The organism is Gemmata obscuriglobus, assembly GCF_008065095.1.
GTDB classification, from domain to species: Bacteria; Planctomycetota; Planctomycetia; order Gemmatales; family Gemmataceae; genus Gemmata; species Gemmata obscuriglobus.
The window spans coordinates 1133176-1158756 of the sequence record NZ_CP042911.1 but is presented as its reverse complement, the minus strand read 5'-3'; the positions used below and the strand labels follow the sequence as shown (position 1 = coordinate 1158756).

The following is a 25581-nucleotide window of genomic DNA, read 5'->3' as shown; positions in this document are numbered from 1 at the left end:
TCAAGGCCGATCTTTTCCGGCCGGGCCGGTGGTGCCGCCGTTGTGCTGGATGCGGCACCCCGGGAGCGCCTTCGCCAACTCCTTGACGCCCGCCTCCGTGACCGCGCTCTGAATCACCGACAGGTCCGCGAGCCGCTTGAACCCCCGGATGATCGGCACCGCCTTATCGCACACCGCCGTGCCCGACAGGTTCAGCAGCGTCAGCTCCGTGCAGCCCTTGAGGTGCGCCAGCCCCTCGGTCGTGATGCCGGTCCCGACGAGGTACGCGCCGGTGAGGTGTCGGCACCCGGCGAGCGCCGCCAGGTCCGCGTCCTTCACCGGGGCCGTTAGCAGCACGTCGGTCAGCTCGAACGGCCCCCGCGGCAGCGCGCCCGCCGTCCGGACCTCCTGCCCGTCCCCGTTCACGTGAACGCTCCCGCCCGCGGACAGCACCCACAGCGCGGCGGCGCGGTCCGGGTCCGCGGACGCGTCGGCCGTCTTCCCGGGCGGGGCCGGGCTCTCGGGGGCGGCCTTCGGCGCGGCCGGCGCTTTCGGCTGCTCGTCGGCTCTGGGCTCGTCGTTCTGCGCGACCGTGCCCGCGGGACGCGGCGGGCCGTCGAACGCGCCCGCGCGCCACGCCACCAGCGGGGCCAGCGCGAGCAGGCACGCGGCGGCGCCGACGGCCCGCCGCGTCCCGCGCGCCGGCGGCCGCGCCGGGGCGACGGGGACGGTGGCCGAGTCGCTCGGCTCGGCCGCGGGCGGCAGCAATTGCGGGAGCGAGGTGCTCGCCGCCCCGGGCGACAGGCGGGCGCGGATGTCGCGCGCGGCCCGGGCCACCTCGTCGGCCGACCGCGGGCGCGCGTCCGGGTCCTTGCTCAGCAGCCGGTCGATCAGGGCCGCGAGGTCCGGCGGCAGGTCCGGGTTGACGGCCCGCGCCGGGGCCGGGGTGTCGGCCGCCAGCGCCACCAGGAGCGACAGCGGGGTGTCGCCGTGGAACGGGGGCCGGCCGGTCGCCATTCGGTACAGCACGACGCCCAGGCTGAACAGGTCCGCGCGGGGATCGACCCGCTCGCCGCGGGCCTGCTCGGGCGCCATGTACGCGGGCGTGCCGAGGACCACCCCGCTGCCGGTGATCTGCGCGTCCGTGGCGTCGGCGAGCCGGGCCAGCCCGAAGTCGAGGATCTTGCACCGCCGCGCCTGCTCGGCCGGCTCCGCCGCCCCCGGGTCGCCTTCGAGCCAGATGTTGGCCGGCTTGATGTCGCGGTGGACGAGCCCCTTCTCGTGCGCCGCCGCGAGCCCGCTCGCGACGTGGTCGGCCACCTTGAGAACGAGGTCGAGCGGCACGGCCGGGGCGCGCCGGAGCCGCGCGTCCAGCGACTCGCCGCGGAGGTACGGCATCGCGATGAACGAGGTGCCGTCGGCCGCCTCCCCGATCGCGTAGACGGGCACGATGTTGTCGTGCTCGACGGCCGCCGCGGCCCGGGCCTCGCGCAGGAACCGCTCGCGGTCGGCGGCGCTGGCGGGCAGGTCGCGGCGGAGCGTCTTGAGGGCCACCGGGCGCCCCAGCCGCGGGTCGGTGGCGAGGTACACCACCCCCATCCCGCCCTCGCCCAGCTTCCGGACGATCGCGTAACCGCCGACGCTCTGTTGCGTTTCGTCCACGGTCGTGGCCCCTAATCGTAGCGAAGCCAGTCGTTCCAGGTTCCGGTAACCGGCTCGGCTAAAGCCCGGGCCATTCGTGTGCCTTGAGCCGCACGTGGAACGTGGAACCTGGAACGACCGGCTTCGGTATCACGGGTGCGGAACAGCGGGGCGGTGTCATTGTGACGCGACCGGCCGGGGCGGTCAACACAGCGCGGGCGGTCGGGCGGGGCGGCTCTTGCGCGCTTACCGTTCGCGAATGTTAGCGCGGAAGCCCCGGGGGCCGAAGTTTTGCGGGCCGTGCGGCGCGTGCTCGTGGCGGCGGCCCGAACGGGGAGGTAAGATGCAGCGCGGCCCGGCGGCGGGTTCGTAGCGGTCGTGCGGTTCGTCGGCCCGGGGCCGGCGGGCGGCGCGACGAACTTCGCGGCCCGGGTTTGGTTCGCGGCCCGGGCGGACCGAGACTGAACAGGCACGATCGTATTACACCCCAACCGGCGCATCAACTATGCTAGCCAGTGCCATCACCTCCAGCGCCAGCGGCATCCGGGCGGCGTCGACGTACCTCGACGTGACGAGCAACAACATTGCGAACTCGGACACCCCGGGTTACAAGACGGGCCAGATCACGTTCCAGGACCAGTTGTACCGCGCCGCCGACCCGGTCGGCGCGCCCACGACCGGCGTGACCCCGCCCAGCGGCACGCAGATCGGCTCCGGGGTGGTGGTGGACGCCATCACCGGGAAGTTCACCCAAGGGGCCGCGCTGGAATCGACCGGGCGGTTCGACCTGGCGATCCAGGGCGAAGGGTTCTTCCAGGTGATCCTGCCGGACGGGAGCACCGGGTACACGCGGGCCGGCAACTTCGTGACCGACAACACCGGGCAACTGGTGACCCCGCAGGGCTACCGGCTGGTGAGCGACCTGATCGTCCCGGCGAACACCTCGTCGATCACGGTCGCGCCGGACGGGACGGTCACCGCGGCGCTCGACAACGGCACCGCGCAGGTGATCGGGCAGGTCACGCTGACGCGGTTCGTGAACCCGGGCGGGCTGTCGCGGTCCGGCGACAACGTGTACACCGCGACCCCGGCCGCGGGCGACGCCATCAACGGGGCGCCGAACACGAACGGGATCGGCAGCGTGGAGAGCGGCCGGCTGGAGCAGTCGAACGTCGAGCTGGCGAACGAGCTGGTCAACCTGATCGTCGCCCAGCAGGCGTTCCGGTTCAACACGCAGGCCCTTCAGCTCGAGAGCCAAGTGCTCCAGGTGACCACGGACCTGATCCGGTAGCCGCCGGGTGACGAGCCCGGTTGCGCAGGCGCTTCCGAGCCGAGCGGGCGTCGGGACTCGTCTCATGTTGTTGCGGAGGCCGCTTTTGACAGGATGAACAGGATTCACCGGATGAAGACAGATCAGTTTGAAATCCTGTTTATCCTGTCGATCCTGTCAAACTCTTCTTGGGTCTCCGTCACGTTGGTGTGATACCGAATCCAGTTGAAGAATAACTGCCTTCTGTCGCCGGCCTCTGATACACGATTCCGTTACCGGTGTCGGCTTTGGTTTTGTTTCTTGTGGCACAGGCATTTCTGTCTGTGCCACAAAGAAAGCAGCCAAAACGAGCGCCGTTGGCCGACCGGATTCGGCGTCACACCTCCGCGAGCAGCGCGTCGCGGGCCAGTTCGCCGAGCGCGTCCTCCAGCGCGCCCGCGACGCTCGCGCGGATCGCGTCGGCGTCCGCGAGCGCCTGCCCGCCGCGCTGCACCGTCAGCTCGCCGGCCCTCGCCAGCGCGGCCAGCGCCTCGACCAGCGCGGCGCGGTCGCGGGTGCCGTCGAGCAGCGGCAGCAGCCGCGAACTCAGGTCGTCCAGCCTCACCGTTTCGTGCCGCCGGTTCGACACCGACGTGCGCCCGCCCTTCGCCGCCGCCCGGGCGTGAACCAGCGCGACCGGCCGCTCGGGCGGCACCCGCGCGAACCGCACCGGGGCGGCCGACAGCTCGACCAGGTCCGACGACACGTGCGCGTTCAGCACCCCAGCCGCGAGCGCCTGCCGGTCCTCCTCCGACGCCGGCCGCCCCAGCCGCGCCGCGCTCCGGTCGAGCAACTCGGGGAAGTGTACGGTCCCGGGCCACGCCCCGATGAGTTCCATCATGGCGGCCTTGAAGACCGGGTTGCTCGCGGACAGCACCATCCCGCTGGGGCCGCGGAACTGCATCGGCGCCTTCGTGCCCGGGTCCGTCGCCCTCCCGACCGCCTTCGCCCCGCACGACACGTGCAGGTTGAACACGCGCTCCGGGACCATCTCCCAGTTGGGCACGTTGTCGGCGCGCACGAGCAGCGTCTCGCGGAACGTGCGGTTGCGGACGAAGTCCAGGTACTGTTCGGTCTGGATCTGCCCTGGCGCGAGCTGGGCCAGCGTCTTCTGCACGTCGGGGCCGAAGTTGCCCGGCAGCATCGTGTTGACGAGGGCCTCGCCGAGGTACCGCAGCCCGTGCGGCTCGGCCCGGGCGACGAACTGGTGGAAGTACAGCGGCTGGTTGTGCTCTTCGAGCTGCTCGTGGTAGAGGTAGTGGTCGGACTGGTGCTTCAGGAGGTCGAGTTCGGACCGCAGCAGCACCCCGTAGGCGCCGGCCTCCTTCTGCGTCGTCTGGGCGAGGAAGTCGAGCAGCGCGCGGGCCTGGCCGACGCGCTCGTCGGGCCGGTCGAACTGGAGCGCGTGGTACCGCATCATGTCGCGGATCATCCCGCGCATGTGCCAGCCGGGGTACGTGTTGTACGACACGAACGCGACCCCGTTCGGCGCCAGGTGCCGCGCGCACGCCGCGAAAATCGCCTCCTGCACCGCCGGCGGCACCCACGAGAACACCCCGTGGCACAGGACGTAATCGAACTCGCCGTAGGAGCCGTCCAGGTCCGTGATGCTGGCGTGTTCGAGGCGCACGTTCGTGAGCCCGCACTCCCGCACCACGGCGGTGCCGTCCGCGATCTGCCGGCCGGAAAGGTCGATCCCCACGAAGGCGCTGTGGGGGAACGCTTCCGCCATCGGGATGATGTTGCCGCCCGCGGCGCAGCCGAGTTCGAGCACGCGGCACCGGGCCACGTCCGGCGGTGCGAGCCCGAAGAGGGTGGCGACGGTCGCGAGCCGCGCCGGGTGCGTGTGCGGGTACGCGAAGCTGTCGTAGGGGACGTCGTCGTAGCTGTTGCCGGGGGTGTCGCTCATGGTGCCGTTACTGTAGCGGGTCGCGCGCCCCGCGGCGGCTTCCCACTCGCCACGCGGCGCCGGAACCGGTATCATCGCGGCATCCCGCCTGATTCACGATCCGGTTGCCGGTGCCTGTTCCTGGTTTCTGTTTCTTGTGGCACAGACATTCCTGTCTGTGCGGCGCACCAGAACCGCACAGACAGGAATGTCTGTGCCACAAGAAGCGGGCACAGCGGACCGGGCACGAGATCCCTCCCGAGGCCCTTCGTATGCAATCTCGACGTCTCACCTGGACGCTCGCGCTCGCCGGGTTCGCGGCCGGCGCGGCCGCGATGCTCTCGACCGACGGCCGCGTCGCGCGGGCGCAGCCGAAAGCGCCCGTCGTCACCCCCGCGCCGCAAGCCCCCACGCTCACGACGCCCGCGAACCTGGGCGCGCGGCCCGGCGACGAGGTGGAACTCGTCCTCACCGGCACCAACCTCGCCGACCCCGCGGGCGTGCTCCTGAGCTGCCCGGGCCGGGTGAGCGTCCCGACCGACAACAAGAACGGCACCGACCCCGCGAAGCTGCGCGTGAAGGTGAAGGTGGACCCGCAGTGCCCGCCCGGGCTGTACACGGTGCGGGCGGCGACCAAGCACGGCGCCTCGAACGCCCGCCCGTTCGTGGTGGACCCGCTCCCGCCGGTCGCCGCGACCGGCGCGGGCCGCTCGAAGGACGCCGCGCAGGCGGTGCCGGTGCCGTGCGTGGCGAGCGGCTCCGTCGCGGCCGAAACGTCGGACTTCTACAAGGTGAAGGTGGCCGCGGGGCAGAAGCTCGCGTTCGAGGTGCTGGCCCGGCGCATCGGGTCGCCGCTCGACCCGATCGTCGTGCTCCACGACGCCAAGACGCGGCGCGAGCTGATCGACCTGTACGCTGACGACACGCCCGGGCTCCAGGGCGACTGCCGGCTCGCGCACACGTTCAAGGAGGCGGGGGAGGTGCTCGTGGAGGTGCGCGACACCACGCACCGCGGCGGGGGCGACTACTTCTACCGGCTCCGGATCGGCGACTTCCCCGGCGCCACCACCGCGTTCCCCCTTGCGGCCGAGCGGGGCAAGGAAGCGAAGGTCGGGTTCGCCGGCCCCGAAACGGTCCCCGCGACGGCCCTCGCGGTGCCGAAGGACGCGGGCGGCGCGGTCTACGCGGTGCCGTCTGCCGGCAAGGACGCGGGCTGGCCGGTCCCGGTGCTGGTCACCGACCACCCGCAGATCACCGAGCAGGAGCCGAACGACGACCGCGCGAAAGCGAACAAGCTCCCGGTGCCCGGCGGCGCGTCCGGGCGGTTCGACAAGCCGAACGACGTGGACCACTTCGCCGTGACCGGGAAGAAGGGGCAGAAGCTCGCGGTGTCGGTGTCCACGTTCGAGGTGAACTCGCCGGCCGAGGTGCTGGTGCGGGTGCTCGACGCCAAGGGCGCCGAGGTGGCCCGGAGCAACCCGGCGGCGCCGGTCAACCGGTTCGAGTTCACGCCCGCCGCCGACGGCGAGTACGTGCTCGCCTGCGAGCACCAGAACTTCCTCCACGGCCCGAACGAGGTCTACCTGCTCACGGTCGCCCCCGCCGGCCCGGACTTCGCCGTCGCGCTCGCGCTCGACCGCGCCGAAGCGCCCGCCGGGGGCGCCACCGCGGTGATGGCCACCGTGACCCGCCTCAACGGGTACGCCGGTCCGGTGGACCTGAGCATCGACGGCGGCGCGGTTGCGGGCGGTAAGGCGACGCTCCCCGCGGGGCAGACGGTCGCGTTCGTGCCGCTCGAAGTGAAGGCGGGGACCAAGCCCGGCGCGTACCCGTTCCGGGTGAAGGGCACGATCGCCGCCGACGGCGCGACCGTGACGCGCTACGGCACGCTGACCGACGCGGTGAAGGCGAACCTGGGCGGCATCCCGAACCCGCCGGCCGAGCTGCTCGACCGGTGCGCCGTCGGGGTGACCGACGCGCCGCCGTTCGCGCTCAAGGCGACGTTCGACCCGGCCGCGGTGGAGAAGGGCAAGGCCGGCAAGATCGTTCTGGACGTGACCCGCGGGGCCGGCGCCGACGGCGACATCGCGCTCGCGCCGCTGCTCGTCCCGCCGACGGTGGTGCCCGCCGTGAAGCCGGTCGCGAAGGGGCAGGCCAAGGGCGAGATCGGTTTGACCGTGCAGCCCGGCGCCGCCGCGGGGCCGACGCCGCTGGTGTTCCGCGCGACGACCAAGGTGGGCGGAAAGGACTTCGCGGTCACGCTGCTGGTCACGCTGGACGTGACCGAGCCCAAGAAGGAGGAGCCCAAGAAGCCCGAGCCCAAGAAGGAAGAGGCGAAGAAGCCCGAACCCAAGAAGACGGAACCCAAGAAGGAAGAGCCCAAGAAAGATAAGAAGTGATGCGAACGGTGTGGGCCGGTTCCGACCTCCCGTGTGGCCCGCTCGCTCCGCGAGCGGTGCTTCGCGCCTCGGTGAGCTTCTCATACCGTCACTCACGACCACGCGACCGCTCGCGGAGCGAGCGGACCACCCTCAAGACCCAGACACCTCGGCAACCGTCGCCGGTCATACCGGATTCGGTTGGACGGTGGCGGTATTCTGTAACCGGCCTCTGTGAGGCCGGTGCGACCCCACCCGTGTACCGGCCTCACAGAGGCCGGCTACAGATTTGAGTGTGGCCCGCTCGCTCCGCGAGCGGTGCTTCGCGCCTCGGTGAGCTTCTCATACCGTCACCCGCAGTAACGCGACCGCTCGCGGAGCGAGCGGACCACACTCAAGGCCAGACCTTTCTGCACACGTTGCTGGTCACCCCTTGCCGAGCACCGAATCGACCACCCAGCAGCCGCGGACGTGAACGCCCTTCGGGTCGCGGCAGTGGTCGAGCACGTCGGCGCTGTCGCAGCCCGCATCCTGAAGCGCGTCGGCGAGGATCGGCATCGCGCTGAAGTCGTGTGTTTTGTACATCTGACGTGCGATTGCAACTGCGGTGCTGGTGCGCCACTCCGGAGCGAAAGTAACGGGGCGGAACGGGTTACCGTAAACGTCAAGGACCAACTTGGCTCGCCGTCGCTGCAGAGCCGGTTCGCGGTAAATTCCCACGCAGAGCACCCCGCGCAGCGCGCCCTGAACATTGGGGTTGGTCACAGTGGCCGCTCGCATGGCAACTATTTGTCTTTTCGTACCTCGATTAAAACCCATGTAATCCCGTCTGGCCGCGTCCCCCGCGAGGTTCAATGCACCCTTTGGGAGTGAGCCATCGGCGTAAGCTTCAGCCGCCTGAATCGCCTCACGGGCTCCTTCGGACGCAATCTCCCAGTCGGCGCGAACACACGCGCACGCGAGAAGCCGCAATCGGCGTTTTTCCCCGCCGCCTTGGAGAATGAACTTCTCAAGACTGACAAGGTCGGGTTGCCCGAGCCATTCCGCTTCCGTCATCGCAACCGCCCCCCGCCATGTGAACAGTGACCGCGACCCGGGACACCACGACCGCGGAGGTGGTGGGCGGTCAGCGTGACGGGGTGGCCGGGTCCGGTGCGGCGCCGGCTCCTGCGTATCATGTGATGACGACCCAACCGCCGCACGCCTCGGCCGCGGACACGGCCTGTCTTACGAGTGCGGCTCGCGCGCGCAGGTCGGCCAGCGTGTCCGGCGGTAAACCGGCCGCAATCCAGTACGCTTCTAACCGGTCCACCTCCGCGGCCACCGCCCGGAACTGGTCCCCGGACCACCGAACCCCGTGGTAGAATCCGTATTCGTACACGGACGCGATCAACGGCAGCCCGAGTGCCGTTGCCGGTTCGGACCAGAACACGCGGACCGCCGACTCGCTGCCGAGCGGACGATCGAACAAATCCTCGGCTCCGTCGCGGACGTGCCAGGAGCCGGTTGGTCCCTCAACGATGTCTTCGAACCGATACACTCCCAGGTCACGCGCCATCTCGCACCCACCTCGTCCTTCTGAACAAACACCCTCACTCCTTCCCCAGCACCAAATCGACCACCCAGCACCCGCGGGCGTGAACGCCCTCGGGGTCGCGGCAGTGGTCGAGCATGGCGTCGTTATCGCAGCCCGCATCTTGGAGCGCGTCGGCGAGGATCGGCATGGCGCTGAAGTCGCGGGACTCGTACATGCCTTGTGCCAGCGCCACGGCGGTGCTGGTGCGCCACTCCGGAGCGAAAGCGACCGGGCGGAACGGGTTCCCGAAGATGCAGCGGATCACGAGCGTGCTTTCCGGCGGCAGCACCCGATGCCCCGGATCGAACCAAGAGAAGTATCTCCGGTTACGGTCCAGACAGTATTGAGCGTTGCGCGTGGCGATCGCCCGGTCGAACTCCCCTTGCGCTACCTCATGCTCTTTACGCACCTGGAGTTCCTCACGCATGTCCTCCCACTCCTCTTCGGTCGCTAACCCGTCGGCGACCCGTTCCGCGAGTTTCACCCCGCGCTGCCGGAGTTCATCCGAGGTGTACCCGGGCTCCCAACGGACAATGGCACACGCACACAACCGCATCTTTCGGTCGCTTGCCTTGCCCTGCAAAGCGAGCAAGAACAGGTTCGGGTCCGCGCACGCCAGCCACTCCGCTTCCGTCATGCCGTGAGTCCTCGTGGTTAGCTCGTCGGTGCGGGGTGCGGGGCGCGCGGGTCAAGGGGCCGGGGCGGGTGGCGGCGGCTCCTTCAGCCGGGCGACCGCTTGCGCCGCGGCCCGGGCGATCTCCGGCGGGGCGCCTTCCTGGCACCGCTCCAGGGCCGCGATCGCCCGCTCGCGCCGGGCGGGCACGCGGGCCACGTCGGCCTGGACGGTCGCGATCGCGGCCAGTTGGGCGGCCTTGGTCGGGGTGGTCAGCAGGGCGAGCGCTTGCTCGAACTCCTCGTCGGTGAGGGGCCGGTTCCGGGCCGTGTCCAGCAGCGCCTTCGACGCCTTCATGTCGGGCCGGTTGATGAAGTACGGGTCCGCCCGGAGCCACACCCACAGCGCCACACCGGCGGCGACGAGCAGGAACACGACGGCGACGGACCACAGCCGCGAGCGCCGCCGGACGGGCGGCTCCTCATCCGAATCGAACGACATACGCTTACTCCTGGAAAATCGCCTTCGTGATCGATTCACGATTGGCGTGATGATGAATGTTCATGCAAAAGGTATCCGCCAGTCATCACCTCCACAAGCGGCCGTCACTCTTTACCGAGTACGAGGTCTACCACCCAGCAGCCACGGGCGTGGGCGCCCTCGGGGTCGCGGCAGTGGTCGAGCACGTCGGCGTTGTCGCACCCGGCATCCTGGAGCGCATCCGCGAGGATCGGCATGGCGCTGAAGTCGCGGGACTCGTACATCTGCGCGGCCAGCGCCAGGACAGTGTCGGTGCGGTACGCCGCGTCGAGCGGGGAGGGGGGCGCGCGGCGGAAGATGCAGCGCACCAACGCGGCCTGCGCCTTCCATTCTGCTGGGGTATCGGCGGCGCCCGACGCGGCCCAACGGCTCGCCCATATCGCAGTGCGATTGCCGTCCCGCACGTCCAGCGCATCACTCACAGCGAGATGCGTGTCGAGGTTCGCGCCTTGGTTCCGCAGTTCCATCGACCGGAACGATACCAGAACGGGACGTAGCTCGTCTTGAGCCGCACCGGCGTCCGCGAAGCGCTCGGCGGCCTCGATCGCCCGCCGTCCCGCCTCGGTCAGTTGTGACGCGATCCGCCAGCAGCAGGCGCAGGCGAACAGTCGCATCCGGCGCGGGCTCGGCGTGCCCAGCACTTGAAGCATCGCCTCCGGGTTGTCACACGCCAGCCATTCCGCTTCCGTCATCGGGCACCTCCGCCGTTAGCATGACCGATTCGCCCGGCGGTGCAAGCTCGGGGCGTTTCGGGAGTCGGGCACCGGGCCGGCGGGCGGTGCCGTCCCGTTCGTGGTGGTCCCGTGGCCGGTTCGGGGTGGCGTCGGGGGCGCGGGGGCGGCTACAACGGAACCGTCGGAACGCTGCCGGGCGGGCCGCACGCGCCCGCTCTATCAGGAGGAACACCCGTGACAAGGTTCGTTACACTCGCCGCGGTCGCGGCGCTCGCCGCGGCCGGAATGGGCCGGGCCGGGGACTACCCGCGGCCGGACCTGCTGGTCGAACCGGCCGCCCTCGCCGGCCCCGGAGCGCCCAAAGGGCTCGTCGTCCTCGACGCCCGGCCGCGGGCCAAGTACGACGCCGGGCACGTGCCGGGCGCCCGGTGGGTGGACCACGCCGAGTGGGCCAAGGGCTTCGGCGACGGCCGGGACGCGGCGGGGTGGTCGAAGCGGGTCGCGGGCCTGGGCCTGACCGCCGACAGCCGCGTGGTCGTGTACGACGACAGCCGGGCCAAGGACGCGGCCCGCGTCTGGTGGGTCCTCCGCTACTGGGGCGTGAAGGACGTGCGCCTCCTCAACGGCGGCTGGCTCGGGTGGGAGAAGGGGAAGCACCCCACAGAGAAGGCGGAACCCGTGGTCAAGCCCAGCGCGTTCAAGGCCGTCGCCGCCCCGGAGCGGATGGCCACGAAGGACGAACTGCTCAAGTCCCTCCCGGGCGGCACGCTCCAGATCGTGGACGCCCGCTCGGAGGGGGAGTTCTGCGGCCTCGACGCGCTGAAGAACAAGCGGGCCGGCGCGGTCCCCGGGGCGAAGCAACTGGAGTGGTCCGACCTGATCGACGCGGACTCGCACCGCTTCAAACCGGCGGACGAGTTGAAGACGCTGTTCGACGCCGCCGGCATCAAGCTGAGCCGCCCGACCGCCACCCACTGCCAGTCCGGGGGCCGGGCGTCGGTCATGGCCTACGGGCTGGAGCTGATGGGCGCGACGGACGTGCGGAACTACTACCAGAGCTGGTCCGAGTGGGGCAACGCCGACGACACGCCCGTGGTGAAGCCGGCCCCGAAGAAGAAGTGACGCGCCCCCGGGCCGGGACCGCGCGCGCCGGTGCGGCCCGCCCGCGTCCGCCGTCAACTGGACGTGGTGTGACTGGTGGTGTGGTTGGCCGACGCGGCGGCTTGCCACGCGGTCGCCTCGGCCGCCTGCTGGGTCAGCACCTGCGAACTCTGCCCGCGCACCGACACGAGCGCCGTCGGCGCCCCGCCGCCGTACCCCTTCATGTGGTTGTTCCAGATGACCCGGCCGGTGAGCGGGTCCAGGCAGAAGATGTACCCGTTCGTGGACACGATCAGCCGGTCCCCGTCCAGCAGCAGGGTGACGTACCCGGACTTGAGTTCGTTGTTGGACCAGACGATTTCGCCGGTCTCGCGGTCCAGCGCCACCGCGTACCCGTTCAGGCCGACGAACACGAGCCGCTCGATGCCCTTCATGGTGGTCTCGCTCCTCGCAGTAGGTAAACGGTCCGTAACCGGTCGCGGCGTCCATTCTCGCCTGCCCCGGCACTCCAACGGAATGCGCGACCGCACGGTTATTCGCAATCCGGACGACGATATCTCGTGTGCACACACCCGTTTCGTCACCGGTGCGGGGCGGTTGCGGCGGTCGGGTAACAGGCGTCATGACGCGGCTCACCCTCTGATAATGTCCGAGAGTATTCACGCCGCAATGATCTAACTTCGCTTCCGGGTCGCGGCCCCGTCCGGACATTGACCGCCGCCGACGGCAAAAGCCGCACAACTGAACCCACTCCAACGCCCGCGAACGGGTAGCGAATCGGGAGCGAATCGGCAGCGAATCGGCAGCGACGGTGCCAGCGGGTGTCTCGTCGTGCCCCCATCGGCTGTACTCGTACCGCGAGTGTGGTAGCCGACCCGGTTGAAGCGCGTGTGCGTTGTGGCCTTTTCTGGAGCGCGGGCCTCTGGCCCGCTGTTGTTACGCGGTTCGGCTCGGCTGCGCGTGTACCCGAGGCTCACTTTTGGGGCGTACCAGCGGGCCAGAGGCCCGCGCTCCGGCAAAGGCACGATTCCACCGGATTCGGTGTAACCCCCGTTACAGCCGCGCGGCGCACCCGGCCCCTATCTATCTGATGGCACCGCACACCGTAGCCGGGCCGAGGTGGCGTTGCGCCGGGGCGCGGCTCAGGAGCGGACGGAACGACGGCTCCGGTCGGCGCGGGGTTTGCGCGGAGTTCGCGACGTGAGTGCGAGCCGACCCATCCCGCGTTCACCGGATGGGTCCAATCGCGGCACGCGGGAACACTCTTTAGCTTCGGGCCGCCGGGCGCGCGGCGGCCGGGCGCGGGGCGCCGGTCTTCAGGTCCACGTCGAAGTGCGACACCCGCCGGTTTCCACCGTCCGGGTCACGCCAGTTGTACCAGCCCTCCCAGGGGCCGTTGACCTTCGCGCGGGCGCGGGTGTGGACCCGTGCCCACTCGTACCCGCCCGGGCCGTCGCCGGTGTACAACTCGATCACCTGGTACAAACCCGGGATCGATTCCGGGCGGGCCGTCGCTTCAGCCCCGAAGGCCCCGGCCCCGAGCACCACCAGCCCGGGCCAGCGGAACGGGTTCGCCGCCGGGTTCGCCTCGTGAACGTCCCCGTGCAATATGATCCGCACTCCGGCGTTCGTCAGGTGCTCCACCGGCGACTCGTCCTTCATTCCGTCCGGATGCATCAGCGCGTGGTGCCACACCGCCACCCGTAGTGGGGGGCGCAGGCCGGGGAGATTCTTCTCGTGTCCGTCCGCGGCGCCGATGCCCTTCAGCAGCGCCCCGGGGTGCAGCCCGCTCCGCTTGCGGTCCGTCTGGTCCACGGCCCACGCGGAGTTGAACGCGAGGAACTGCACGTTGGTGCGGCCCGTCGGGAACCCTTGCCCCTGGTCGTCCGGCTTGAGCGGGTACGGCTGCTGGAACAGGGGGTGGTACAGGTGGTCGGAGAACGGCTTGAACCGCTTCGGCCAGGTCTTCGAGTTGCGCGTTAGAAACCCGTCCCCCTTCGGGGTGTACTCTCCCTCCTTCAACCCGTCCTTTTTGCTACGCCACTCGTAGAACGCGTCGTCGTCCACCACATCGTGGTTGCCGGGCACCAGCACCACGCGCTCGATCGAGATCCCGAGCCGCTCGCGCAGCGCCGACACGAACTCGCGCGCCGGGTGGAACGCCACGCCGGCACCCTTGTCCACGAAGTCCCCACTGACAACGAGGTGGTGAACCACGTCGCACTTCAGGTCGGCGTGGCTGAGGTCGTGGAGCAGCGGGTCCAGGTGCTGCCGCCAGTCGGTACCTTTGGTGAAGTGCAGGTCGCTCAGGTGCAGAATGCGGACGCGTTTAACGTCACCACCTGCCGCCCCTGGGGTGGCCTTCGCGACGCGAGCAGCAGTATTCCCCGCGGCAACGATGTCTTGGGCCGTTACTTGTGCCTCGCGCCCGACGGCCGAGCCGGTGATGGTGCCGGAGTTATCAAACCGGTCGCCGATGTGGATGTGAATTGACCGGGCGTCAAGCGGGGCACCGTCTACCGCCGCGATAACCGCCTTGGCTATTAACGCGTCAAGCGCGAGTTGTTCTTTGATTTCTTGACGTAGTGCGAGCACCTTCACGTCGGTCTGCGGGTCGCGCTCGCGCACCTCGGCGATTCCACCGGCAAGCAAGCTTACTTGAATTGGGGTCCGGCGCTCACATCGGCCACACACCACGTCCTCCTTGCCGTCGGCGATCCGTTCGCGCACGGTCTCCTCGTTGATCTCTTTGCCGCACCCCGGGCACTTGATGGCCTGACATTCGGCGACCTCCACGCCGTACTCTCGGAGGTGAGCTTCGACATAGGCGACGAACTTATCCCGGTGGGGCTGCGCGGTCTTGGGACCGAAGAACAGTTCGAGGTGAGCGAGTCCACCCGGACGGGCGAGTCGGCGGAGTCCACATAGCCCGTGATCCGGGTCGTCGAACTCAGCGCGCCCAGGCAAAAGCCGACCCGTACCGAACGTGTGCAGCACCATGAGGCCGCTGACCAGTGACGCAAACACGTTGTCGATGGCGCCGGTGAAATCGTACCACAGCGGTACGGCGTGCGCGAGCGGTTCTGCATCGGCTTCTGTTTGCGCCTCCGGAAACAGGGTTGGGAATACCAGTACGCCCTGGTGGCGGAAGCACACCCCGTGGCGGATCATCAATTCGGTCACGCACTCCAGAACGATCCGTTCCTGCTCCCACGCGAGCCGGTCTTTTCCCGTCCAGGGAAGGGTATTTTGTCGCACGCCGAGGTCGCTCTCCGGGAGTGCCGGGACGCCACGCGGGTTGTCGCGGGCGAGGAAGATGAGCGAGCCGGCGTACTTCTCGACCACATCCACCCGCAGGATCAGCGCCTCGCCTCCGTCGCGGGTTTGCGTTTTAGCGAGAAGTCCCTGCCCGGCGAGTTGGTCGGTGACTGCACGGGCCGCGTCTTCCGCGAAGATGTGGGGGAACTTCTTGCGCAGCGCGTCATTGAACGCACGCAGGGTGACGACGACCTCGCCCGCGGCTCGCCGAGCATCTATTTCTTCGCGGATGCGCTGGAACAACTCCGGCCGAGTGGTCTGACCGAGCGACCAGTCGATGGCTCCGGCGAGCGCCGCACGCAACTCCTCGACCCCGTAACCAGTCATGCCGCTGGTCGGGTAGAAGTCGTTGAACCCGCAATCGGAGCGAAGCTTATCGATCGCGGCCCGATCGATGAGCTTCGCCTTTGCATCGTCATCGACCTGCGCCCCGACCAGGAATTTGACGACTGTGCGGTGGCCGATCTGTTTGCCGAGCCGCAGGTTCCACGCCTTGGCCTTATCCCGCTCGGCATTGCTACGGGTCGGGTCGAAAAGGATCAGCGCGAGGGCGCTGTCGTGCAGGAACATCTGGTGAACGAGTTGGTATTCCGGTTGTCCGCCAAAGTCCCACAGGAATACCTCCCGGTCCTCGCCGATGGGCGCGGCGGCGCTGGTGTGGAACTCTCCCGCTGGCTTCTTCCAGATGCGCATCCCGTGCGTGGTCCCGCGCTCGTCTTCCGTAGGGTGGCGCTTCTCGAACAGTTGTGACGCGAGCCACGACTTGCCGACGTTGCTGTCGCCGAGGACGACCACCTTCGCCGACTTATACGCAGTGGGCGGTGCGGCTGGGGTTCGGCTCAAGATGAGGTCGATGTCCAGATCCCAGATCCGAACCGACTTGTCGTCGTCAGTTAAGGTCGCCAGGACAGGGCGCGACGGATGAAATGCCAGGCTCGGGGGCTTAGACGTGGCTGCGGGCTCTGGTAGAGCAACGGCCTGTACCCAAGCGTCGCTACGCCAAAGCCGAAACGTTCCGTCAGAGGATTTCGAGGCCAAGAGCCGTCCGTCCGGAGACCACGATACGGCACGGACCCCTCTCGTATGACCTTCTAGGATGCACACTTGCTTACCGGTTCTTGCGTCCCACACCCGTATTGTCTTGTCACCTGCCGCCGAGGCAAGTAGCTGCCCGCTCGGGGACCATGACGCCGCGCAGACATCCTCGGTATGGCCTCTCAGGATGCACACTTGCTTACCGGTTTTCGCATCCCACACCCGTACCGTCGCGTCACTTGCTGCTGAGACAAGGAGCTGCCCGTCTGGGGACCATGAGGTTGCGTTAGCAGACGTGGCATGACCTTCTAGGATGCGCACTTGCTGGCTGGTTTCGGCATTCCACACCCTTATCGTGCTGTCATAACCAGCCGATGCCAAAAGCAGCCCATCCGGCGACCACGACAGGGAGCTCACGTTGGCGCTGTGCCCCTCTAGGGTGCGTACGTGTTCACCAGTTACAAAATTCCATATTTTTATTTGTCGGTTCATACCGGATGACGCCAGCAATCGCCCGTTCGGCGACCATGATACCGCGCGTGCGCCGTAAGTGTGCCCTTTCAGCGTTCGTAAATGCTCTCCTTTTTCTGCATCCCATATAAATACCGTTGTGTCATCTGACGGTGTTGCAATTAATTGTCCACTAGGCGACCACGCGAGCCGAGCAATCCAGCCCGTGTGCCCGCGGAGCGTATGCCTAAGCGTGAACCCGGGTGGGATGGCGTCCGGGTTCTCGCTCTCCGGTAGCTTTGGTAGGGAATTCGGTTTCGGTTTTGGCTTGGCAGCGGCTTTCGGCTTCTTCTTCTTGGCCATCGGGCGAACCCTCAGAGGAATGATTCGCCCATGCTGGCCGAACGGCGGTGCGAACGCAAGCGCCCGGTGCGCGATCTCGCGCTGTGAGAATTAACACCGGTGAGCCTTGGGCGCGGGGGCGCCGGCGGGTACGATCGTAACGACGTGTCGGCTGGTCCGCGGGGCGAAGAACCTCTCCCCCTAACCCCCTCTCCTAAGAAGAGAGGGGGAGCAAAGCAACCGCGCTTCCGATGCGGAATCGGTGCGCAGTGGCTTGAAGCCCCTCCCTTCTCCGCCGGTCCGCGGGAAGCTCTGCTGACAGGACCGGCGAGCATGGAGGAGGGGTTGGGGAGGGGTTCTTCACCGCACTCACCTTCAGGAGCCGTTCCGATGTCCGACGAGCCCAAGAACACCGGCGGCGACACGTTCACCGTTTCGGGGACCGTGGTCGGGTCCGCGATCGGCCGCGGCGCGAGCGTCACCGCGGAACAGATCATCGCGCACGTGACTCAGGCGGCGCAGACGTCGCCGGGCGACCTCACGGCCGCGGTCACGAAGGCCCTGGCGGAACTCAAGCAGGCGACGCTCGCCGAACCGGACCGCGCCGATGCCGCCGGCACGGTCGGAAAGATTCAGGACGAGGTGAAGAAGACCGACCCCGACCCCGCGCGCCCGGGGCGCGTGACCCGCTGGCTCGACAGCCTCGCGGCCGTGTGCAAGCCTGCCGCCGACGCGCTCCGCGCCGCCGGTGCGGTCGTAGCCGCGGTCACCGGGTAATGGGCGCGCCAGACGCTTTGAGGGGAGTCATCTTCCGCAAGTTGCTGCCCCGGTGGTCGTGCTGGCGTCCCTGATCGCCGCCGGCGAGTGGCTGCGCGCCAACAGCTCGTCCCGTCCGCTTTCCGCCGAGGAACTGGAGACGCGCGCGTACCGTATTCGTGTGCGTCGCCAGGCGGCCGGGACGGCCGCGCTCCACAGAGGCAGCCCGTTGCCTGCCGCACACCTGGAGCCACCGGATTCGGTGTAACCCCCGTTACAGCCGCGCGGCGTACTTGGCACGGCCCCCATCTATCTGATGGCACCGCACACCGTGGACGGGCCGAGGTGGCGTTGCACCGGGGCGCGGCTCAAGGGCGGACGGAACGACGGCTCCGGTCGCGCGGGCTTGCGCGGAGTTCGCGACGTGAGTGCGTTGAACAACTACTTGCCGCCGGGCGCGTTCACCGGATCGCCCCAACCGCCTTGCAGCAGCTCACGAACCTTCTGGGTGCTGAGCGCACCGGCCCGAAGGTACTGCTCGACGACGGTCCACTTGAGGTCGGCGCCCGATATCATCGGCGAGGGGGGCCGGTCCGGCTCGGCTTGCTCCAGCCCGTTCGTGCCGTGCCTGTCCTTGAAGAACCTGAACGAAGGCGTTGTTACGGTCACCGGGATGGCGCCACGGCGTTCGCTCTCGATCTCGTTGCCGCTGGCCCCGAGCTGGAAGAGTGTGTTTCGCGTGCAGTAGAACGTGACCGATTCCCCGGATTGCAGGTTGTCCCAGAGCGGTTTGAGATGGGAAAGGATGTCGTTCTGAATGAGCACGGGGTCGTCGTAGGCCGGCAGTGTCGTTGTCTGGGCGCCCACGACCAGGTCATAGCTCCCGGCGGACGGCTTCCCGAGGCATCCCCCGCACCCGGTCGTCAACAAGCAAAACACCGCCGGCCCAAGTAGTAGCTTCTTCACGTGAGCGATGTCCTCGTGCGGCGGTCGGGTTGTCGGCGCCCGCTCTGATACATGTGCTCGGTGGTGGTGTCGCTTTTCTTGACGAGCCGCGACCGCCAGGGAGCGGGGTACGTGGCACCGCTCCCTGGCGGTCGCGGCTCGTCAAGAAAGGCGACACCCATTGCGGGTTCACGTATGAGTAACGAGACACCCCGTTGGGCCGACGCCGGTCAAGTATGCCGGGCGGCGAGGCGCGCAGCAAGAGGGGAGGCGCCAAGGCTCGTCGAACCGCCGGCGTCGGCCGGCGGGTGGTTGGTGCCAGAGTTGCTTTTGTCTTCGTCTGTGTGGTCTTCTCGCGTCGCACAGACAGGAATGTCTGTGCCACAAGAAACAGACACGACTTGGCGACTTGCGACTTGCGACTTGCGACTTGCCGACTTGCGACTCTTAGCCTCAGCCCACGTACACCCCGCCATGGACGCTGGTGGGGCCGACGAACATGCTCAGCGGCGGGTCGCCGCCGGCGGCCCCGAACGCGCACAGGTGCGGCCCCGCGCCCGGGCCGGCGCCGGTCAGGATCATCGCCCGCCCGTCGATCTCTTCCACCCCCACCCGCACCCCGCCCACGAACCCCGCCAGGTACGCCAGGAAGCTCCGCTCCAGCGCGCCGCCCCGGCCGCCGTACACGTTCACGACCGGCGGGTCGCCGACCCCGGACCCGGTCACCACCTCGGCGTACCCGTCCCCGTCGAGGTCGCCGGCCGCGACGTACAGCCCCCCGGTCGGGCGGCCCGCCACCAGCGTGCTGATCAGGACGCCCCCGTCGCGCCCGCCGAACGCCCGCACGTGCGGCGCCGACCCCGCGCCGCTCATGGTCACGATGTCGTCGAGCCCGTCCCCGTCGATGTCCGCCGCGGACACCCGCACCCCGCCGCGGAACCCGGCGTCGTAGGCCAGGAAGCTCCGCAGCAGCGACCCGTCGCGCCCGCTGAACACCTTCACGTGCGGGACCGCGCCCGCGTCCGCCGCCACGATGATGTCGTCGTGCCCGTCCCCGTCGATGTCCCCCGACGACACCTGCACCCCGCCGCGGAACCCCTCGAACGCCAGGAAGCTGAACCGCTCGGCGCCGGTCCGCCCGTCGATCACCTTCACGTGCCCGCCCATCGGCCCCGGGCCGGCGCCGGTGATCATGTCGACGAGCCCGTCCCCGTCCATGTCCCCGGACGACACCCGCACGTCCCCGGCGTACCCCTCATACGGCCGGACCGGGTCGCCCAGCACGCCCGTGAGCGGGTTCACCGGCTGGACGATGCCGGCCGTCGCGCCGCTGGTGCCGACCCCGATCACGATCCGCGGCGGGTCGTCGTTGGCGATGGTGCCGGTGGCGGCGCCGCGGCCGACGGTCGCGTTCGTCACCCCCGTGAGCACCACTGTGAACCGCTCGTCCGGTTCCGGCACCGGGTCGCCGACCACGCCGACCGAAACCGTCAGTTCCGTGACGCCCGGCGCGAAGACCAGGGTGCCGGTGACCGGTACGAAGTCGGTGCCCGCCCCGGCGGTGCCGGCGGCCGTGGTGTACGTGACCGTGACCGGCACGAGGCTCGCCGCCGACAGGCGCACCGTGAACACGAACGCGGCGAGCCCGTCCGCGCCTTCGCTCGCGGTCACGTCCCCGATCGACACCGCCGGGGCCGCCGCGGCCGCCGCGGCCGTGAGGGTCACGTCGTTCCCGTCGCCGCCGGCGTAGCTGACGGCGAACGGCACCCCGCCGATCGTGACCGTCGCCCCTTCGGGCAACCCGCTGAACGTCCCGGTGACCGGCGAACCGCTGGCGTTGTTGATGACGACGAAGCTCGTCCCGCCGGCCGGGGTGAACCCGAGCACGGCGGAAAGTGTCGCGCCCGTCAGATCGACCGGCCCGCTGCCCACCTGATCGTACCCGGTGCCGGGGGCGGTGCCGTTCAGCTCGACCGCGGCCGTGCCGCCGCCCGGGAACGTGACCCCGCCGGAGAGCGTGAGCACGCCCGCGCCCGCCACGCCGGCCGCCACCGTGCCGGCCGCGGTCACCGGCCCGGACACGGTTCCGGTCCCGCCGAGCAACCCGCCCGCGCTCACGGTGACGGCCGAACTCGCGAGGGTGCCGGTCACGTACACCGCCCCGGCCCCGACGGTGAACGCCCCGCTGTGCGTGTTCGCGGCGGACAGCGTGAGCGTTCCGGTTCCGGACTTGGTCAGCGCGAACGCGCCGCCGACGACACCGGACAGCAGCACGTCGGCGGTGGTGCGAAGCGTTGCGGCGCCGGCCAGGGTGACGGCGTTGTCGACCGTGCCCGCCGCGGTGACCTCAAAGGTTGCACCGGCGCCCAGTGTCACCGTTCCGGCCCCGAGGTTAGAATCCCCCGCGATGCTCAGGGTGCCGGCGGTGACGGTGGTGGCGCCGTAGCTGTTGGTGCCCGAGAGGGTGAGCGTTCCGGCGCCCGTTTTGGCTAACGTTCCGGCGCCGGTGACGGCGTTACTGAGGGTGCCGGCCCCGGTCACTTCGAGGGTGGTGCCGCCGGCCAGTGATACGGCTCCGGTGCCCAGGTTCGCGCCGTCGGTGATGCTCAGGGTGTCGCCGGTGACGGCGGTCCCACCGGTGTAGGTGTTGGTGCCCGAGAGGGTGAGCGTTCCGGCCCCGGACTTAACCAGCGCGCCGGCGCCGGTGACGGCGTTACTGAGGGTGCCAGCCCCGGTCACTTCGAGGGTGGTGCCGCCGGCCAGTGATACGGCCCCGGTGCCCAGGTTCGCGCCGTCGGTGATGCTCAGGGTGCCGCCGGTGACGGTGGTGGCGCCGTAGCTGTTCGCGCCCGAGAGGGTGAGCGTCCCGGCGCCGGTCTTCGTGAGCGCGCCGGCGCCGGTGACGGTGTTCGCAAGGGTACCGGCCCCGGTCACTTCGAGGGTGGTGCCGCCGGCCAGTGTTACCGGTCCGGTGCCCAGGTTCGCGCCGTCGGTGACGCTCAGGGTGCCGCCGGTGACGGTGGTCCCACCGGTGTAGCTGTTGGTGCCCGAGAGGGTGAGCGTCCCGGCGCCCGTTTTGGCTAACGTTCCGGCGCCGGTGATCGCGCTCGCGAGGGTGTCGCTGTCGCCGGCGCCCGCGACGTAGGTGAGCGCGCCGCCCAGTTGCACCGCCGCGCCGGTGACCGTGACGCCGGCCGCGTTGCCGGCGTCGAGCGTCAGGCCCGCGTCGAGCGCGAGGGCCGAGCCGAGCGTGACCGTCTGCGGCGCGGCGAAGGCGGCGGACACGAACCGGACCGTTTGCGCGCCCGGCTGGGCCGCCGCGACGGCCGCGGCCTCGCGCAGCGTGACCGTGTTGCGGTCGGCGTCCGCGGCGTCGCCGGCGTCGTTCACGTAGATCTCGTCGGACGTGATCGTGACCGTCGCCACCGCCGAGACGATGCCGTCGCTCAGGTCGTACACCAGAGGGGCATCACCGGCGGGCGTGTCGTTCCGGTAGGTGACGCGGCGCAGCACGTCCCGCACCAGGGCGGTGGTGGCCGCGGTGCCGGAACTGGTGAAGGCGACCGTGAGCACGCCCGCGGCGGCGGTGAACGTGGCGAACGCCTGCCCGCCCGCTTCGAGCGCGTTGCCGTTCACGGCGAACAGCGCGCCGGCCGGGTCGAACCCGAACACGTCGGTGAGCACGGCGGTGCCCGACCGCCGGACGGTGAGCGCGGCGCCGGCCCAGTCCCCGAGGCCCCCGTTGAGCGCCTCCAGGTCCGCGTCGGCGGCCGTCAGGGCGGTCCCGGCGTCCGGGCGCACGGTGCTCCCGACCCCGGCCCACGGGACCGTGTCGCCGTCCAGGTCGGTCAGGGCCGGCGTGGCGTTTTGGCTGACGGCCAGGGTGCTGGTCAGCGTGGTGGAGACGGGCGTGGTGCCGGTCTCGCCCGCCCCGGTCACGGTCACCGGCATCACCACCTGCGTGGCGCCCGCGTTCACGACCACCTGGAACGTGACGGTGGTGGTCTCCGCGATCCCGAGCCGCCCCCCGCCGCCCGCGCCGGCCCCGACGCCGAGGTTCACGGACACGGTCCGGGCGACCGGGTCGTAGGTGCCGGGGTCGTCGCCCGCGGCGTCGGTCTGGGGGCCGGCGTTCGCCCCGGAGAGGATCTGGAGCGACCCGGGCACGTAGGTGACATCGGCCGGCAGCGCCGCCGCCAGCGCGGACCCCAACGAGGCGTCGTCCCCCTGGTTCTGCACGGAGACGGTGTAGCTCACCACGTCGCCGGGCAGCAGCGCCCCGCCGTTGAGGTCGGTGGCGGTGAGGGTGGACGGGCCGAACTCCGGGGCGAAGCTGTTGATCGCCAGGATCAGCGGGCCGACGAGGTACGAGTCGTTGGTCGTGGTGGCCTCGGCGGTGGCCTGCGTCTGCCCGCTCGCCAGCGCCCCGGCCAGGTCGAACGTGTCGATGTCGACGCCGCTCATGCTGCGCGGCCCGCCGGTCAGCCGGGGCAGGTCGCCCGGGTCGCTCGACACGGCCCCGTCGTTCGTCCGGGTGCTGTTGAAGACGTTGTTCGCGGGGTTGTTGGCGTTGGACAGCGCGACGCCGTTCACCGACAGCCCGTCCCCGCTCAGCGAGTCGTCGCCGTCGAACGCGATGACCCCCAGGCGGCCCCCCGGGCTGGACACCGTGAACCCGTTGAGCGCGACCGTGGTGGACCCGCCGTTGAGCACCTGGTTGAGCTGGTCGGAAATGAAAAAGGTGCGGAACGGGTCGCTGCTGCGGGCGTAGACGACGACCAGCGACCAGCCGGCGAACAGCGACGAGTTGTTCACGTTGGTGAGGGACAGCGCGCTCACATCGCTGACCCGGTACGCGCCGCTGCCGTACTGCTGCACCAGGGCCGTCACGTCGGCCACGCCCATGTAGGCCAGGCCGTTGAGCGCCGCGGTGTACGTGGCGGAGGCGGTGACGCCCTGGGTGAACACGCCGGGCCGCTCGAGGGCGGCGGTGGCGTCCGCCGTGCCGGTGCCGGCCCAGTACAGGAACGCGTGCGTGACCGTGGCGCCGGCGGGCACGGTGAGGACGGCGGTGGTGCGGGCCTGCGCGACGGTGATCGACGTGTTCGCGGCGGCGGCGCCGGCGGTGGGGTCGTCGGCGCGCCAGTACACGTCGGGGGCGGTGTCGTTCGTGTTGGTGCCGGTCGCCCCGACCGTGCCGACGACCGGCGCGACCACGCCCGGGCCGGCGTCCTGGGCCAGCGTGTTGCCGATCATGAGGAAGTCGCCGCGCTGCGCGACCAGTGCGGGGACGGTCCGGTCCTCGAGTCGCTCGACCGTGGGGCGGAACGGCATCGGCGTGACCCTCCGGGGCGATCCGAGCCCGGTCCGGGCGCCGCGCCCGCCGGGAAATTTGCGGTTACGGGCTCACAGGCGGGGCCGGGCGCGCTTCCCGTTCTTCGCACGCTATTTCATTTTCGAACGGGCGAGCGGGCGGACGGTGCGGAAATCGTCGCAGCACCCGCGCCCGCGCCGCCAACTTCGCACCGGTGCAGGAGAATTGCGCCCGGCGCAAAGTCGCGCCGGCGGGAGGGGAGGGGGGGCGCCATGCTCCGCGGGTGCGTTACCGTGTGCGGTCGCCCGGCCGGAGCGCGGGCGAGACGCCCAATGGCACTTAATATCTAACTCGCCTGCTTATTTGGTCGTTTCCGTTCGGGGTATCCCCGCCTTTTGGGTATGAGTTCGCATGGGTACTGACGTCCGGGCTCGCGGGCGGGCACCAGCCGCTGCCCGGCGGCCTTAACGAGCCGCTCGAACCAGGTCTCCCAGTGCCCGTCCGCGGGTTCCGGTCGGAGCATCGGGACCATCGCCCGTACCAAGCTCCACACCCCGGCGAAACTGACTCGTCGCGGTTCCACCCCACGCGCGGCCGCCGCCACCCGGCGCACCTGGGTGGCCAGGTTGTACGCCAGCAGCGCCGCTCCCAACTCCTTCTCCACCATCGGCACCGTGCGCCCGCGGGTCTGGTCCAGCGCGAGCGTGCGCCTCACATCCCGGATGTCCGTCTCTACGTCCAACCGGCGCCGGTAGAGCCCCCCCCACTCGGCCCCGGTGCCGTCCACCGTGGCGAACAACCACAGCGGCTGGTCGCCCCCGATCGGCACCTCGTGCAACCAGCCGGTGAGCACCGCGTCGGCACGCAGGTCCGGATTCCCCTTGCGATCCGCCACGCTCGGGTGCCACGTGAGCGCCCACCGCCCGTCCCCGGCGGGTTGAGCCTTCTTCACCAGCGCCTGGAATCGGCTCTGGGTGAGCCGCAGCACCGCGTCGTGTCCACCCGCCACCGCCCCGTGGGCCAACCCGAACACCCCGAAGTTGCGGTCCCCAAGGATCACCGAACCGGGTGGCAGATCGGGCATCAACCGAAGCCCCAGTTGCACCGCGCCCACCGCCCCCGGCCCGTACATGGCTCCGTGCTGCGGGGGCGCGGCCAACCCGCTGGCCAACTCGTGGGCCACCACCAGATGCATCACCGGCCAATGGGACCGGCCGTGCTGGTTAGACGCCGGGGTGAACGCGCCCCGCAGCGCGTCGGTCGGGGCCAACCGCAGGGTGGTGCCGTCCATCATGAACACCCGGCGCCCGCGCCACGACGGGGGGTATGCGGCCACCAGGGTGTCGAACACCCGGCGCCCGGCGGTGGCGACCACCGCATTGGGGAGCCGAGTGCGAGCGTGGCGGTACCCCCCGGTGGCCCCCGACGGCTGTTCGGCGGCGCTCGGGAACTGGGTGAGGAAGTGGCTCACCGCATCACCCAGCGAGCCGTTCCCGTGGAGCCGCTGGTACACCAGCAGCCACAGCACCACCCACGGGGTGTACACCGCTCGGGCCGGTGGCGGGGCCAGCGCATCGATCACGTCCCGAGCCAGCAACTGTTGGAACACGCCCCATTCCGACGCCGACCGGGCCGGTTGTGTGGTACTCATCGGATCTCAGCGCCGTTCGGGAACCAACCACGGTACGGCCACACCCACCGAGCCGCACCCGCCAACCGATC

Annotated in this window: 16 protein-coding genes and 1 pseudogene; 4 read left to right on the top strand and 13 right to left on the bottom strand. The window is 69.9% G+C overall.

What is annotated here, in order from left to right; translation table 11 throughout:
* Nucleotides 1-1641 carry a serine/threonine-protein kinase gene (locus tag GobsT_RS04680; protein ID WP_109571276.1) on the bottom strand — a complete coding sequence of 547 codons (1641 nt, stop codon included), beginning with the start codon at nucleotides 1639-1641 and terminating at the stop codon, nucleotides 1-3.
* A 484-nt stretch (nucleotides 1642-2125) separates the two neighbouring features.
* On the opposite strand from GobsT_RS04680, the gene flgG reads away from it, so the two are divergent.
* Nucleotides 2126-2911, top strand: coding sequence for a flagellar basal-body rod protein FlgG (gene flgG / locus GobsT_RS04675; protein ID WP_010051090.1), 786 nt, complete (start codon nucleotides 2126-2128; stop codon nucleotides 2909-2911).
* Between the two features lie 355 nt (nucleotides 2912-3266).
* On the opposite strand, the gene GobsT_RS04670 is transcribed toward flgG, so the two are convergent.
* A complete protein-coding gene (locus GobsT_RS04670) occupies nucleotides 3267-4913 on the bottom strand; it encodes a methyltransferase regulatory domain-containing protein (RefSeq protein WP_010051094.1) in 1647 nt (548 codons plus the stop codon).
* A gap of 176 nt (nucleotides 4914-5089) precedes the next feature.
* Here GobsT_RS04670 and GobsT_RS38615 point away from each other — a divergent pair, with 176 nt between their 5' ends.
* Entirely contained in the window at nucleotides 5090-7216 is a 2127-nt protein-coding gene (locus tag GobsT_RS38615) for a hypothetical protein (protein WP_010052487.1), read from the top strand.
* Nucleotides 7217-7621: 405 nt separating this feature from the next.
* Here the strand turns inward: GobsT_RS38615 and GobsT_RS39340 are convergent, their stop codons facing one another.
* The 5 genes from GobsT_RS39340 to GobsT_RS38610 all read right to left on the bottom strand — a co-directional run bounded on the left by GobsT_RS39340 (nucleotide 7622) and on the right by GobsT_RS38610 (nucleotide 10616).
* Complete coding sequence (locus GobsT_RS39340) at nucleotides 7622-8251, bottom strand: hypothetical protein (protein WP_232068332.1); 630 nt, start codon at nucleotides 8249-8251, stop codon at nucleotides 7622-7624.
* A gap of 118 nt (nucleotides 8252-8369) precedes the next feature.
* The gene (locus GobsT_RS04655; RefSeq protein WP_010050579.1) at nucleotides 8370-8753 is read right to left on the bottom strand and encodes a hypothetical protein; all 384 of its coding nucleotides are present in this window, start codon (nucleotides 8751-8753) and stop codon (nucleotides 8370-8372) included.
* Nucleotides 8754-8787: 34 nt separating this feature from the next.
* The gene (locus GobsT_RS39335; protein WP_010050577.1) at nucleotides 8788-9408 is read right to left on the bottom strand and encodes a hypothetical protein; all 621 of its coding nucleotides are present in this window, start codon (nucleotides 9406-9408) and stop codon (nucleotides 8788-8790) included.
* 51 nt (nucleotides 9409-9459) lie between these two features.
* Nucleotides 9460-9885: a hypothetical protein gene (locus GobsT_RS04645; protein WP_010050575.1), complete on the bottom strand. Its 426-nt coding sequence runs from the start codon at nucleotides 9883-9885 to the stop codon at nucleotides 9460-9462.
* A gap of 104 nt (nucleotides 9886-9989) precedes the next feature.
* Nucleotides 9990-10616, bottom strand: a complete 627-nt coding sequence (locus tag GobsT_RS38610) for a hypothetical protein (protein WP_010050573.1) — start codon at nucleotides 10614-10616, stop codon at nucleotides 9990-9992.
* A 216-nt stretch (nucleotides 10617-10832) separates the two neighbouring features.
* Between GobsT_RS38610 and GobsT_RS04635 the strand changes: the two genes are divergently transcribed.
* Complete coding sequence (locus GobsT_RS04635) at nucleotides 10833-11720, top strand: sulfurtransferase (protein ID WP_010050571.1); 888 nt, start codon at nucleotides 10833-10835, stop codon at nucleotides 11718-11720.
* A 53-nt stretch (nucleotides 11721-11773) separates the two neighbouring features.
* On the opposite strand, the gene GobsT_RS04630 is transcribed toward GobsT_RS04635, so the two are convergent.
* The 3 genes and pseudogenes from GobsT_RS04630 to GobsT_RS40930 all read right to left on the bottom strand — a co-directional run.
* Complete coding sequence (locus tag GobsT_RS04630; protein ID WP_417936321.1) at nucleotides 11774-12229, bottom strand: outer membrane protein assembly factor BamB family protein; 456 nt, start codon at nucleotides 12227-12229, stop codon at nucleotides 11774-11776.
* A 736-nt stretch (nucleotides 12230-12965) separates the two neighbouring features.
* Nucleotides 12966-15860 (bottom strand): metallophosphoesterase, encoded by a 2895-nt coding sequence (locus tag GobsT_RS04625; RefSeq protein WP_232068331.1) that lies wholly within the window; start codon nucleotides 15858-15860, stop codon nucleotides 12966-12968.
* Nucleotides 15861-16028: 168 nt separating this feature from the next.
* Nucleotides 16029-16865: pseudogene (locus GobsT_RS40930) on the bottom strand (WD40 repeat domain-containing protein); the annotation flags it as partial.
* Nucleotides 16866-17234: 369 nt separating this feature from the next.
* On the opposite strand from GobsT_RS40930, the gene GobsT_RS04620 reads away from it, so the two are divergent.
* Nucleotides 17235-17621, top strand: a complete 387-nt coding sequence (locus GobsT_RS04620) for a hypothetical protein (RefSeq protein WP_010050054.1) — start codon at nucleotides 17235-17237, stop codon at nucleotides 17619-17621.
* 420 nt (nucleotides 17622-18041) lie between these two features.
* Here the strand turns inward: GobsT_RS04620 and GobsT_RS04615 are convergent, their stop codons facing one another.
* The 3 genes from GobsT_RS04615 to GobsT_RS04605 form a co-directional block, all read right to left on the bottom strand.
* Nucleotides 18042-18566, bottom strand: a complete 525-nt coding sequence (locus GobsT_RS04615; RefSeq protein ID WP_010050057.1) for a hypothetical protein — start codon at nucleotides 18564-18566, stop codon at nucleotides 18042-18044.
* Nucleotides 18567-18998: 432 nt separating this feature from the next.
* Nucleotides 18999-23879, bottom strand: a complete 4881-nt coding sequence (locus tag GobsT_RS04610; RefSeq protein WP_010045879.1) for an autotransporter-associated beta strand repeat-containing protein — start codon at nucleotides 23877-23879, stop codon at nucleotides 18999-19001.
* 326 nt (nucleotides 23880-24205) lie between these two features.
* Complete coding sequence (locus GobsT_RS04605) at nucleotides 24206-25510, bottom strand: IS4 family transposase (protein ID WP_109571277.1); 1305 nt, start codon at nucleotides 25508-25510, stop codon at nucleotides 24206-24208.
* Nucleotides 25511-25581: the final 71 nt, after the last annotated feature.

Coding starts and splice junctions, on each gene's coding strand:
- flgG (WP_010051090.1), top strand. CDS start 2,126: ATGCTAGCCAGTGCCATCACCTCCAGCGCCAGCGGCATCCGGGCGGCG.
- GobsT_RS04670 (WP_010051094.1), bottom strand. CDS start 4,913: ATGATACCGGTTCCGGCGCCGCGTGGCGAGTGGGAAGCCGCCGCGGGG.
- GobsT_RS38615 (WP_010052487.1), top strand. CDS start 5,090: ATGCAATCTCGACGTCTCACCTGGACGCTCGCGCTCGCCGGGTTCGCG.
- GobsT_RS39340 (WP_232068332.1), bottom strand. CDS start 8,251: ATGACGGAAGCGGAATGGCTCGGGCAACCCGACCTTGTCAGTCTTGAG.
- GobsT_RS04655 (WP_010050579.1), bottom strand. CDS start 8,753: ATGGCGCGTGACCTGGGAGTGTATCGGTTCGAAGACATCGTTGAGGGA.
- GobsT_RS39335 (WP_010050577.1), bottom strand. CDS start 9,408: ATGACGGAAGCGGAGTGGCTGGCGTGCGCGGACCCGAACCTGTTCTTG.
- GobsT_RS04645 (WP_010050575.1), bottom strand. CDS start 9,885: ATGTCGTTCGATTCGGATGAGGAGCCGCCCGTCCGGCGGCGCTCGCGG.
- GobsT_RS38610 (WP_010050573.1), bottom strand. CDS start 10,616: ATGACGGAAGCGGAATGGCTGGCGTGTGACAACCCGGAGGCGATGCTT.
- GobsT_RS04620 (WP_010050054.1), top strand. CDS start 17,235: ATGTCCGACGAGCCCAAGAACACCGGCGGCGACACGTTCACCGTTTCG.
- GobsT_RS04610 (WP_010045879.1), bottom strand. CDS start 23,879: ATGCCGTTCCGCCCCACGGTCGAGCGACTCGAGGACCGGACCGTCCCC.
- GobsT_RS04605 (WP_109571277.1), bottom strand. CDS start 25,510: ATGAGTACCACACAACCGGCCCGGTCGGCGTCGGAATGGGGCGTGTTC.